At 45.4% G+C, this 13,292-nt stretch carries 9 protein-coding genes; 6 read left to right on the forward strand and 3 right to left on the reverse strand.

The features are described from left to right. Positions 1-10 precede the first annotated feature (10 nt). A complete protein-coding gene (gene xseA / locus R7D93_RS16750; protein WP_213868837.1) occupies positions 11-1,342 on the reverse strand; it encodes an exodeoxyribonuclease VII large subunit in 1,332 nt (443 codons plus the stop codon). A gap of 231 nt (positions 1,343-1,573) precedes the next feature. Here xseA and guaB point away from each other — a divergent pair, with 231 nt between their 5' ends. The 5 genes from guaB (at position 1,574) to R7D93_RS16775 (ending at position 9,050) form a co-directional block, all read left to right on the forward strand. Further along, a complete protein-coding gene (gene guaB / locus R7D93_RS16755) occupies positions 1,574-3,040 on the forward strand; it encodes an IMP dehydrogenase (RefSeq protein ID WP_017633908.1) in 1,467 nt (488 codons plus the stop codon). A 99-nt stretch (positions 3,041-3,139) separates the two neighbouring features. Then, entirely contained in the window at positions 3,140-4,693 is a 1,554-nt protein-coding gene (guaA, locus tag R7D93_RS16760; protein WP_005381685.1) for a glutamine-hydrolyzing GMP synthase, read from the forward strand. Between the two features lie 165 nt (positions 4,694-4,858). After that, complete coding sequence (locus tag R7D93_RS16765) at positions 4,859-6,382, forward strand: Na+/H+ antiporter NhaC family protein (RefSeq protein WP_225496922.1); 1,524 nt, start codon at positions 4,859-4,861, stop codon at positions 6,380-6,382. Positions 6,383-6,594: 212 nt separating this feature from the next. Then, the gene (locus tag R7D93_RS16770) at positions 6,595-8,277 is read left to right on the forward strand and encodes a chitinase (protein WP_213970735.1); all 1,683 of its coding nucleotides are present in this window, start codon (positions 6,595-6,597) and stop codon (positions 8,275-8,277) included. A gap of 182 nt (positions 8,278-8,459) precedes the next feature. Further along, on the forward strand, positions 8,460-9,050 hold the full coding sequence (locus tag R7D93_RS16775; RefSeq protein WP_005381682.1) for an acetate uptake transporter: 591 nt from the start codon (positions 8,460-8,462) through the stop codon (positions 9,048-9,050). 100 nt (positions 9,051-9,150) lie between these two features. Here the strand turns inward: R7D93_RS16775 and R7D93_RS16780 are convergent, their stop codons facing one another. Next, complete coding sequence (locus R7D93_RS16780; protein ID WP_005381681.1) at positions 9,151-10,698, reverse strand: alanine/glycine:cation symporter family protein; 1,548 nt, start codon at positions 10,696-10,698, stop codon at positions 9,151-9,153. Between the two features lie 307 nt (positions 10,699-11,005). After that, entirely contained in the window at positions 11,006-12,262 is a 1,257-nt protein-coding gene (locus R7D93_RS16785) for a D-amino acid dehydrogenase (protein ID WP_047102136.1), read from the reverse strand. Positions 12,263-12,368: 106 nt separating this feature from the next. Between R7D93_RS16785 and R7D93_RS16790 the strand changes: the two genes are divergently transcribed. Beyond that, positions 12,369-13,280: a LysR substrate-binding domain-containing protein gene (locus R7D93_RS16790; RefSeq protein WP_137281744.1), complete on the forward strand. Its 912-nt coding sequence runs from the start codon at positions 12,369-12,371 to the stop codon at positions 13,278-13,280. The last annotated feature ends 12 nt before the right edge of the window (positions 13,281-13,292 follow it).

Genomic DNA, 13,292 nt, shown 5'->3' on the forward strand with positions numbered 1-13,292 from the left:
GAGTTTGTATTCAGTTAACGGTAGAGCGAACGTCGCCTTCGGCTAATCGAGTAATCAATACATCTCCCGATTTTACATCTGAAGATTGAGTAATCACTTTACCTTGCTCAGTTTGAGTAATTGAGTAACCTCGTTTCAATGTCGCTAGTGGGCTGACGGTGTCTAACTTCTCTGCAGCAATCGCGAGTTGATGGCGCATAGTCAGTAACTTGCGATCCATTGCATCCATGAGCTTTTGCTCAACACGTTCTAGCTTCGACTTCTGCTCGCTAAGGCGTGTTACAGGAGAATTCAATTGCAGCCGATAATGTTGACGCTCGATTCGCTGTTGACGCAAGGCAATAGAACGACTCATCGCTCGCTGTAAGCGCATGTCCAACTCATCTAACTGTTGCGTTTGACGTTGCAAGCGATAGCTTGGGTGCTGTCTCTCTAGACAGTGCACTAATTGAGCAGATTGCTGCTTTTGTTGTGCTAGGTAGTAACGCATCGCGCTCGCTAACTTATGCTGGCGGGTAACTAAAGCTTGATCTTTGTGGCTGTTATCACGGCTTACTAGCTCAGCGGCTGCTGATGGAGTAGGCGCGCGTACGTCGGCGACAAAATCAGCTATTGTCACGTCAACTTCATGTCCAACGGCGCTAATAATAGGAATTTGGCTTGCTGCAATCGTGCGAGCTAATATCTCGTTGTTAAAGCACCATAAGTCTTCTAATGAACCACCACCTCGGCCCACAATTAGCACATCACATTCATCACGGCTGTTAGCGCGACCAATGGCTTGTGCAATTTGAATGGCTGCGTCCTCACCTTGTACCACTGTCGGATAAATCACAACAGGTAGGGAAGGATCACGACGTTTCAATACGTCTAAGATATCGTAAAGCGCGGCACCAGTTTTCGATGTGATGACGCCAACACGTTTAGGGTGCTCAGGCAAAGATTGCTTATTGATTTGCGCGAACAACCCTTCTGCTGCAAGCTTCATTTTCAGCTCTTCAAACTCTTGTTGAAGACGGCCATCACCTTCCGGTTGCATGCTTTCGATGATCAATTGGTAGTCACCGCGAGGCTCATAAAGAGACAGACGAGCTTTTACTAGGACTTGATTACCGTTAGCGGGTTTGAAAGTAACGCGGCGATTATTACCACGAAACATGGCACATTTAACTTGAGCGCGAGAGTCTTTAAGAGTGAGGTACCAGTGACCAGAGACAGGAGCTGAAAAGTTGGATATCTCTCCGACGAGCCAAACGATCCCCATTTCGTTTTCAAGGAGTAAACGAACTTCTGCGTTGAGACGAGAAACAGTAAAGATGTTTTGATTGGTCTTGGAGAGCACAGCTAATCTCTTAGACGTGAGTATGGAAATTAGCGGCAATATAATACATAGCAAGGGGGTAATTGCAAGAAAAAAATTAAAAAATTTGTGGTCAAGCGATTGCGTTAACCGTATAATCCCTCCGCAATATCTAATCCAAATGTAGCTAGTTGCTAACGCAGGTTACCCTCATTATGCGAAACGATGAGATTGGATTGTTCTTTTTACTCCTCTAATTGTGAGATATTGCAAATGCTAAGAATTGCCAAAGAAGCGCTGACATTCGATGACGTACTACTTGTGCCAGCACACTCCACCGTTCTCCCAAACACAGCTGATCTTCGCACTCAGCTAACTAAGAACATCACCCTAAACATCCCAATGATTTCAGCGTCTATGGACACTGTTACTGAAGCTCGTCTAGCAATTGCGCTAGCGCAAGAGGGTGGCATTGGCTTTATCCACAAGAACATGTCTATTGAGCAGCAGGCAGCCGAAGTTCGTAAAGTTAAGAAGTTCGAAGCTGGTATGGTAACTGACGCGGTTACTGTAAACCCTGACGCGACCATCGCTGATGTTGTTGCACTCACTGAAAAGCATGGTTTTGCAGGTTTCCCTGTTGTCACTGAGAGCAATGAGCTTGTTGGTATTATCACTGGTCGTGACGTTCGTTTTGTGACGGACCTTTCTAAGAAAGTATCTTCAGTAATGACGCCAAAAGAGAAGTTGGCAGCAGTTAAAGAAGGTGCAACACGAGAAGAAGTGCAAGAGAAAATGCACGAAGCTCGTGTAGAGAAAGTATTGGTTGTGAATGATGAGTTCCAACTAACCGGTATGATTACTGCGAAAGACTTCCACAAAGCAGAACGTAAACCAAACGCATGTAAAGATGAGCGTGGTCGCCTACGTGTTGGCGCAGCAGTTGGTGCTGGTGCGGGTAACGAAGAGCGTGTTGCTGCTCTAGTTGAAGCAGGCGTTGACATTCTACTTATCGACTCTTCACACGGACATTCTGAAGGTGTACTAAACCGCATCCGCGAAACTCGCGCTGCTTACCCAGATCTAGACATCATCGGTGGTAACGTAGCAACAGGTGCTGGTGCTAAAGCACTAATCGAAGCTGGCGTAAGCGCAGTGAAAGTTGGTATCGGCCCTGGTTCTATCTGTACAACTCGTATTGTAACGGGTGTGGGAGTTCCACAAATCACTGCAATCGCAGATGCGGCAGAAGTGGCTAATGATTATGGTATTCCGGTTATTGCTGACGGTGGTATCCGTTTCTCAGGTGATATCTGTAAAGCAATCGTAGCTGGCGCATCATGTGTGATGGTTGGTTCTATGTTTGCTGGTACTGAAGAAGCGCCGGGTGAAGTGATTCTATACAATGGCCGTTCTTACAAGTCTTACCGCGGCATGGGTTCTCTTGGTGCTATGTCTCAAGGTTCTTCTGACCGTTACTTCCAGTCTGACAACGCAGCGGACAAGCTAGTACCAGAAGGTATCGAAGGTCGTATCGCATACAAAGGCCGTCTAAAAGAGATCGTACACCAACAAATGGGTGGTCTACGTTCAAGCATGGGTCTAACTGGTTCTGCAACTATCGAAGATATGCGTACGAAAGCTGAATTTGTACGTATCTCTGGTGCTGGTATGCAAGAGTCTCATGTACACGATGTTCAAATTACTAAGGAAGCACCGAACTACCGTCTAGGGAACTAATTACCCAACGGAAACGTTTGCTTTTTCCTTGAAGCATTAAGAAGAGGCGAGTACACTCGCCTCGGTTTTAATCACTTAGCCTTAAAAAGACTGCTCAAAATGACTAAAAATATCCATGACCAACGTATTCTGATCTTGGACTTCGGTTCTCAGTACACTCAATTAGTAGCACGCCGCGTACGTGAAATCGGCGTTTACTGTGAACTATGGAGCTGGGATGTAGAAGAAGCGGATATTCGCGAATTCAACCCAGATGGCATTATCCTATCTGGCGGTCCAGAAAGCGTAACGGAAGAGAACTCTCCACGCGCGCCTCAATATGTGTTTGATTCTGGTGTTCCTTTGCTTGGCGTATGTTACGGCATGCAAACCATGGCGGAACAGCTAGGAGGCAAAGTAGCGGGCTCTAACGAACGTGAGTTTGGCTACGCTCAGGTTAAAGTTTCTGGTGAATGTGCTCTATTTAAAGACCTTGAAGCAACTCAAGACGTTTGGATGAGCCATGGCGACAAAGTAGTAGAGATCCCAGCCGATTTCGTAAAAGTTGGTGAGACAGACACTTGTCCTTACGCTGCGATGGCGAACGAAGAGAAGAAATACTACGGTGTTCAGTTCCACCCTGAAGTGACACACACAAAAGGTGGCCTACAAATGCTTGAGAACTTTGTTCTTGGCGTATGTGGCTGTGAGCGTCTATGGACTTCGGAATCTATCATCGAAGACGCGGTTGCTCGCATTAAAGAGCAAGTGGGTGACGACGAAGTTATCCTAGGTCTATCTGGTGGTGTTGATTCATCGGTAGTCGCGATGCTGGTTCACCGTGCAATCGGCGACAAGCTAACGTGTGTATTTGTTGATAACGGTTTACTTCGTCTAAACGAAGGTCAACAAGTAATGGATATGTTCGGCGACCAATTTGGTTTGAACATCATCAAAGTTGACGCTGAAGAACGCTTCCTAAAAGCACTTGAAGGCAAGTCTGACCCAGAAGAGAAGCGTAAGACTATCGGTCACGTATTCGTAGATGTATTCGATGAAGAGTCTAAGAAGCTGAAAAACGCGAAATGGCTAGCTCAAGGTACGATTTACCCTGATGTAATCGAGTCAGCTGCATCTAAGACTGGTAAAGCGCACGTGATCAAATCGCACCACAACGTAGGCGGTCTTCCAGATGACATGGAAATGGGTCTTGTTGAGCCACTACGTGAGCTGTTCAAAGATGAAGTACGTAAGATTGGTCTAGAGCTAGGCCTGCCTTATAACATGCTTTACCGCCACCCATTCCCAGGTCCAGGTCTAGGTGTTCGTGTTCTTGGTGAAATCAAGAAAGAATACTGTGACTTGCTACGCCGTGCTGATGCTATCTTTATTGAAGAACTGCACGCAGCTGATCTATACAACAAAGTATCTCAAGCGTTCACGGTATTCCTACCAGTACGTTCTGTTGGTGTAATGGGCGATGGCCGTAAGTACGATTGGGTTGTGTCTCTACGTGCGGTAGAAACTATCGACTTCATGACTGCTCATTGGGCACACCTACCATACGACTTCCTAGGTAAGGTATCTAACCGTATTATCAACGAAGTTGATGGCATTTCTCGTGTTGTTTACGACATTTCAGGTAAGCCACCAGCGACTATCGAGTGGGAATAATTTTCCTCTAGACTGTTGAGTTTATAAGAACCAGCCTTCGGGCTGGTTTTTTTGTACTTCAAGTTTGTGAAGAGGTGGCTCAACTTTTTTGTGAGAGATATATACATGCGGTTAAATTAAATATATATTCATTTTAATTGTTTGATTATCATAAATGGTATTGCTATGGAACAGGCTGACGTTACCTCTCTCATTCCCATCCTTATTACTCTTTTCCTCGCGCTGACCACAAGAAATGTCGTTGTTGGTTTATTCGCGGGTGTGGTGAGTGGTGTCGCTATGCTCGAAGGGACATTTGTCGAAAAAGGGCCACTAGACTCGTTTAGTGCATTGATGAAAAGCTATCTACTGCCGCAATTAACTGACAGCTACAATGCGGGCGTCATTTTGCTCTTGGTCTTTATTGGTGGCTTTGTTGCCTTGATGGAGAAATCTGGCGGTGGTGTGGCGTTTGCTAAAAAGGTTACTCAATGGGTTGCGAGTAAATGCCAAGCTCAACTGTCCGCATGGTTCGGTGGTGTGGTTATTTTCTTCTCAGACCTTGGTACACCACTGATTGTTGGCCCTGTTTTTCGCCCTTTATTTGATAAGTTAAAAGTATCACGCCAAAAATTAGCTTTTATTATCGACTCTACTTCCTCTCCCGTCGCAATCTTGATCCCTTTTATCGGATGGGGCGTTTACATCATGGGATTGATTCAAAAAGAGTTTACTGCCCTGAATGTCAGTATGAGTGATTGGGATGCTTTCATTGGTGCGATCCCGTATCAGTTTTACGCCTTTCTTGCGATCGCGATTGTGCCGATTGTCTCTTTCTTCAAATTAGATTTCGGACCGATGGCGAAGGCTGAACAACTAGCAGAGCAGGGCTCCGACTTTGGGAAAGTGCAGGAGTCCATGAATGTGTTTACGCATAAAAATGCAAAATCTAGTTTTGTATGGGCACCTTTGCTCGTTATGCTGGTGGTTCTATGTACCATCCTCGTGCCACACGGTTTTCCATTTCAAAAAGTGGCAGGATCAACGTTTAGGGCTGCACTTTCTTCTGCATATTTCTTCGCGGCCTTCACTTTAATTGCGCTGATGGCGTTTTATGGAGTAAGAAAGCTTTCGGATGGTATTCAGGTTTATCTGAAAGGGATGTCAAACATGATGTCAGTGGCGGTGATTCTGGTATTGGCTTGGGCGCTTAGCTCGGTTGGGAAAGAATTAGGTGCAGCTGCATACATTGCTGAACAAGCTCAAGCCGGTTTCCCTTACTGGTTATTGCCAGCGGTTGCGTTTTTACTGGCCGGTATTATCTCGTTCGCTACGGGATCATCTTGGGGGACGTTTGCCATCATGATGCCATTAGTGAGCCCAACTGCCGTCGCGATTGATGCACCACTGTTGGTTTGTATTGGTGCGGTATTATCTGGTGGCTTGTTTGGCGATCACTGTTCTCCCATCTCTGAAACTACGATTTTGTCGTCGACAGGAGCGGGGTGTGAACAGTATGAGCACTTCCGTACACAATTGCCTTACGCATTACTCAATGGAATGATCGCATTGGGGTGTTTTCTTTTAGCTGGAATCAACGCCTCACCAGTGATTGTGCTTGCCGCAATTATTTCTCAGTGTGTGGTTTATTTTGTGCTGTCTAAACAAAAGTCAACCGCGAAGCTAGAGGTGGTTTCGGCAGAACAATAAAGAGAGAAGCATCACAAAGCGGAGGCTCACAGGGTCTCCGCTTTTCTTTTGAGTCAAGGTAACATTTTTCTTGTGACAAAATGTGTGTGAGGACCTATTTATTCATTTTGTCTCGCAGAATCAACGTACTTGGCTCGGTGTTTCGTATATATGATCCACTATATGTCTAGTTATTCCTCGTATATTGTATTGTTGAAATCCGGAGACTAGACATGTTTGCACTCAAACATCTTCCTCTTGCATTGAGTTGTGTCTTAGCAGCACAAGTGAATGCGAGTATGAATATTCAGCCCGATCCGCAAAATCCGAATGGTTATGTTATTGCTCGTGGTGACGTTCAAGCCGTAGAGCAAAGCAAAACTTCTGATCCTATGTATGCCATTTGGCCACAAGCATTAGAGACACGCCCGAACTCAGTGGTTGAAGCGATTGTTCCAGGGGCGACAACCAACCCAGAAAACGTGAAGCGTGTAGAGCGTGTATTCCCCGAAAGTGAGTGGGACTTCCTGACTCAAATGGCGGCACCTGAATACACTTACACGCGTTTCCTACGTGCAATTGGCAAGTTCCCAGCATTCTGTGGTGAGTACACAGACGGTCGTGATTCGGATGCGATTTGTAAAAAATCGATCGTGACAGCGTTTGCTCACTTTGCACAGGAAACCGGTGGCCATATTTCGATCGATAACGTATCGGATAATCCGCTAGGGTTGGAAGAGTGGCAGCAAGCTTTGGTTCATGTGCGAGAAATGGGATGGTCTGAAGGGCAAGAAGGTTACACAACAGGTTGTGGTCAAAATGACTGGCAAAACAAACGCTGGCCATGTGAACCTGGACAAGGTTACTTTGGACGTGGTGCAAAACAGCTTTCTTACCATTTTAACTATGGCGCGTTCTCTGAAGTGATGTTTGATGGCGATGCATCTGTATTGTTGAAAAATCCAGGCTTGGTTGCGGATTCGTGGCTGAACTTAGCATCGGCTATCTGGTTCTTCCTAACCCCACAAGCACCGAAACCAGCAATGCTACATGTGATTGACCGTACTTGGGTGCCTTCACAGCGTGAGCTTGATGCTGGCATTGGTTACGGCTTTGGTACGACCATCAACGTGATCAATGGTGGTATTGAGTGTGGGGAGCAAAACAAAGATAAAGGTCAACCTGTTAACCGTATTCGCTATTGGGAAGGACTTGCCGCTCATTATCAAATTCCAATTGAAGCCGATGAGACCAATACCTGTTGGCAGCAGACGCCTTACGGCAGCTTAAATCTAAATGGTGCGACAGACGTGCTTTACACCAACTGGGATGGTAACTGGAAATACTACTCAGATCGTCCTGGAGGTCACTCATTTGAATGTGAGCTTGTTGGTTTCCAAACGGCTTACTCTGCGCTAGTTGCGGGTGATTATGAGAAATGTGTAACTAACTTCTACCAATCTCATGCGGGTTGGCCAGAAGTTCGTGTAGTTGACAAGTTAGACCCAGTGGATCCGGTCGATCCGCCTGTAGGTGGTGTGGCAGCTTGGGATTCTGGCAAAGTATATAACACGGGTGATCAAGTTTCTTACCAAGGTGCTGTTTACGAAGCGAAATGGTGGTCACAAGGTAATGAGCCAACGAAAGGAGACCCTTGGAAGCTGGTTTCAGGCACTCCTACGGAGCCGCCTACAACGGAACCTGAACCACCGGTGATTGAGCCAGAGCCGCCAGTAACCGAGCCAGAACCACCAGTGACAGGCAATTTTATTCAGTGGGAGCCGGGTGTAACGCAAGTCGCTAACGGCGATAAAGTGACGTACCAAAACAAATGTTTTGTCGCAAAAAATGGCCCTGGAGTATGGGAAAGCCCAACGCAAAGCAACTGGTTCTGGGACGAGATTTCTTGTCAGTGATCGAGTAAAAAACAACCTAACCATCTATAAAGACTCTGCTTTTTTGCAGGGTCTTTTTTTATATATGTAGTGGTTTATTTATGGAATCTAAGTTTTCAATAACAGCTTTTCTCTTTTGTTCTGCAGCCCATTAAAATTCGCGCGCATTTTTTATCAACATTTTTGAAAAAAGGTATTTGTACATGTCGACAAAACTGGCTAACCCAGCACCGCTAGGTCTAATGGGTTTCGGTATGACCACTATTCTGCTCAATATTCATAATGCAGGATTTTTCCCAATTGACTCTATGATCCTAGCGATGGGCATCTTTTACGGTGGCCTTAGCCAAGTAATCGTTGGCATCATGTGCTTTAAACGCGGTGATACGTTCGGCACAACTGCGTTTACTTCTTACGGTCTATTTTGGCTAACATTGGTTGGTCTAATCGTAATGCCTCACATGGGTCTTCCTGCAAGCCCTGCAAGCTTTATGGGTTGGTACCTAGCGCTTTGGGGCATCTTCACTGGTTTCATGTTCATTGGTTCTCTATGTTACCCAACAGCGAAGCAAGTGGTATTTGGCTCTCTAACTATCCTATTCTTCTTGCTTGCTGCTCGTGATTTCACTGGTAGCGAAGTGATCGGTGCTATCGCTGGCTTCGAGGGTATCTTCTGTGGCGCAAGTGCAATTTACTTCGCAATGGCACAAGTACTGAACAACGAATTTGGTCGTGAAGTGTTACCTGTAGGTAAAGCAAAAATCGCTCGTAAAGTTGAAGCGGTTATCGCCTAAGCTGTTACTCATAATGAAGAAAGGGGGATTAACCATTGGTTAATCCCCCTTTTTTATGTCCTCAATCGGACCACTGCTTTTTCTTATTTATGTGATAACGCTATGTTGATGGTTGCTCAACAGTTTCTGCGCTATTGCTGTCTGCCGTTGGTGCTTTACCCGTTTTACGTCGGTACTTATCTTCCCAGTAATCTGCGCCTTTAATGCCCAGTGCAACAGGGTTAAATGTAAAATCGGTCACACCACGTTTTTGTTGCTCTTCGTAGTCGTTCAGTGCTTTGAGTGCAGGCTTCGACATAAAGAAGATGATCAAAATACCGATGATGTTTAGCCACGCCATCAGTCCTACTCCTACATCACCCATCGCCCATGCTAAGTTGGCGGTTTTCACGGTTCCGTAGAACACGGATGAAATAATGATGACTTTCAGAATAAACATCAGTCCATTTACTTTGAACGTACGACGAATGTAAGCAATGTTCGTTTCTGCAATGTAGTAGTAAGCCAGAATGGTCGTAAACGCGAAGAAGAATAGAGCGATTGCGATGAATGGTTTACCCACGCCAGGTAGTGCGCTTTCGATCGCCATCTGTGTAAACACAGGACCATTTGCACCAATATCCGCTGGTAGGTTTTGAACCAGGAATGTACCTTCAATCGCACCATTTACGTTGTACGCGCCAGTGATAAGAATCATGAACGCGGTTGCTGAACACACAAGTAGTGTATCGATGTAAATAGAGAAAGATTGAACAAGACCTTGCTGAGCTGGGTGATCAACACTCGCTGCTGCTGCTGCGTGAGGACCAGTACCTTGACCTGCTTCGTTGGAGTAGACACCACGTTTTACACCCCAGCCGATTGCTGCACCAACGCCTGCCATTGGTGTGAACGCGTCACCAATAATCATGCCGAAAATGCGCGGAACCTCACCAATGTTTAGAAGGATGATGACAAACGCAGTAATGATGTAAGCTAACGCCATAAATGGTACAACGACTTGGGTAAAGTTCGCGATACGCTTTACGCCACCAAAAATGATGAAAGCCAAAATGACACAAACAACCGTACCAGTGAAAATTTTAGCAAAACTGAAGGTACCAATAGCGGTTTCAATCATGTCACCTGAGCCAAATGCGGCTTCTACTGCGTTACCGATACTGTTCGATTGAACGCCAGGAAGTAGAACACCACAAGCAAAGATGGTCGCGATAGCAAAGATCCAAGCGTACCATTTTTGTCCCATTGCTTTCTCAATATAGTAAGCAGGGCCACCACGGAACTCGCCTTCGTCTTCTTCTTTATAAATTTGTGCAAGTGTTGATTCTGCGTATGCGGTTGCAGCGCCAAAGAAGGCAACGACCCACATCCAGAATACGGCGCCTGGGCCACCGAAACCGATAGCAGCGGCAACACCAGCAATGTTACCTGTACCTACACGGCCAGATAGTGAAACGGCAAGTGCCTGAAATGATGATATCCCTTTTGTTGAACTCTTCCCTGAAAGTAATAAGCGCCACATCTCAAAGAAGTGACGAATTTGTACAAAACGCGTCATGATTGAATAGAACAAACCTGCGCCAAGGCACAAATAGATCAGTACCGGGCTCCAAATAATTCCATTCAGAAAATCAACTAATGACTGCATGAGTATTTTCCCTGTTAGTTGTGTTTGTGGTTGTTTTTCACACAATACATTACCCTTTATGTAATGCAATTGTTAACTTTTTTAGCTACAAATCCTTTGTAGCGTGATGATGAACACAGAATGGAGAGTAGTTGTTAAAATTTGGTTCTTGTTGCTTATTTGCTCCTTTTAGGTAGAAGATTTGCCTGATGATTAATTATGCAGCACATTGTCATTTAAATGTGCTGCGATTTTGATGAGTTAAAAATGCCAGTGGTTATGCATTTTGTGGAGTAAGTGTCTGCCTGTTTTTTGTTCAGTCATGTCCTCAGGCGTAACGACAAAGGTTAAGCTCCGCATTATCCATCACTTTTGCTTTTTCACCTTTCATTACGCTTGCTAGCAATTGACCTGAGCCACAAGCCATCGTCCAGCCCAGAGTTCCGTGTCCGGTGTTAGTAAAAAGGTTATCGTATTTAGTCGCACCGATAATTGGTGTGCCATCAGGCGTCATTGGCCTAAAGCCGCTCCAAAACTCAGCTTGGCTGAAGTCACCACAACGAGGAAAAAGATCACGGATGACCATTTCGATGGTGTTTTTGCGCTTTTGTGGAAGGGAAGCATCAAACCCTGCTAATTCTGCGGTGCCAGCTACGCGAATTCTGTCATCAAATCGAGTCATAGCGACTTTATAGGTTTCATCCATCACAGTAGATCGAGGAGAGAAGTGTTCATCTTCCATCGGGATGGTGAGTGAATAGCCTTTGACAGGGTAGACCGGAATATCAATATCGAGTTGCTTGAGTAGCGCTGTAGAGTAGCTGCCAGAGGCCACCACATATTGGTCTGCTTTAAATTGTCCTCGGTTCGTTTGGACACCTATGATCTTTTTGCCTACTGTAACCCAATTGCTTACTTCAGTATCGAACTCAAATCGGACACCGTGTGCCTTAGCAAGCTCCGTTAGTTGTTGGCAAAATTGATGGCAATCGCCCGTTTCGTCATCAGGTAGATGCAAGCCACCAACCAGTTTGTCTTTCACAAGTGCAAGCCCTGGCTCTTGTTCAATACATTGTTCGACGTCCATTAGCTTAAATCGGGTTCCGCTTTGTTCAAGGAGCTGCATGTCCTTTTCAATAGCTTGCAGCTGTTGATGTGTTCGGAATACTTGCAAGGTCCCAAACTGACGCCCTTGATACTCAATGGCGTGTTCTTGGCGTAACTGTTCTAAGCAAATACGGCTGTGGTTAGCGATAGAAAGCATGCGAGCCTTGTTAACTTGATAGCGAGGTAGGGTGCAATTCGCGACCATTTTACTCGCCCAGCGGATCATGTCGGCATTCAGGGTGGGTTTGATTTTAAGTGGAGCATGCTCTTCCATTAACCACTTAATGGCTTTAACAGGAACACCAGGCGCAGCCCAAGGTGAAGAGTAACCATATGAGATCTGCCCGGCATTGGCGAAGCTCGTTTCCATGGCACTGCTTGGTTGGCGGTCAATGACGGTAACTTGATAGCCTGCTTGAGATAAATACCAAGCAGAGGTTAAGCCGATAACGCCGCTGCCTAATACGATGACTTCCATTGATGCACTCCACACATTTATCAGAGTGCTCAGTTTCTTTTCTTTACCTTTTGTTAACAATCGATATAAATTACACACTGCGTTTAGAAAAACTATAGGCTCAAGGATGAAAAGTAATCTGATAAGTGGTTTGTGCCTATTTAGCCAAGTCGCGGAGTACAGCAGCTTTACTGGTGCCGCAAGACATTTACACCTCACCACTGGTGCCATAAGCCAACAAATTATTCATTTAGAAGCGTTATTAGGTTTTACTTTATTTGAACGCCACTCTCGCGGTATTCGTTTAACCGTAAAAGGCACTCAGTTACACCAAGCGACGCAGTTTCACTTTTCGGAACTGAGCAAATTGCTTGATGAGCTCAAAGTAGAAAAGCAAACCAATGAAATTCGTTTGAAGTTGACGCCTTCTTTTGCTTTCAAATGGTTAGTCCCAAAGCTCGAAAGCTTCCATCATGATAATCCGGATATCCAAGTACAAATCTTTGCGGAAGGTGCGCTGGTAAATAGTGAGATAAAAGACTATGACGTCGCAATTGACTATGGTCTTCATCCTTATAGAAATGCTAACGCGGAGCTGATTTTGGATGAGCATCTGCTACCGGTGATGAGTCCAAAATACCTTGAGGATCATGGCTGGCTAAAAACGTTGTTTGGTGAGCAAAAAAACTCAATGCCAGTGAAGCAATGGCAAGAGGCGACGCTACTACACGATGCGATGCCATGGGAAAAAGCGACGCGTGACTATGAGTGGCTATATTGGGCGTCAGCGATGGGGTTGGATTTTAAAACCGATATCGGACACTTTTTTAATCGAACGGATATGGCGATGTCTGCAGCCGAAGCTGGCGTTGGGATTGCGATGGCTCGAATGGCATTGATTGAGGATGAATTGACGACAGAGCGTTTGGTTTCTCCATTCAAACCGATTCCTGCCAATGCAGGGTATTACTTGATCATGAACACACGTACGAATGCGACAGAAACGTTTCGTCACTGGTTACTTGGACAGTTGAATTAGCGTTTTATCTCT

Origin of the sequence: Vibrio sp. YT-15 (genome assembly GCF_033337445.1) — a bacterium.
Lineage (GTDB): Bacteria > Pseudomonadota > Gammaproteobacteria > Enterobacterales > Vibrionaceae > Vibrio > Vibrio alginolyticus.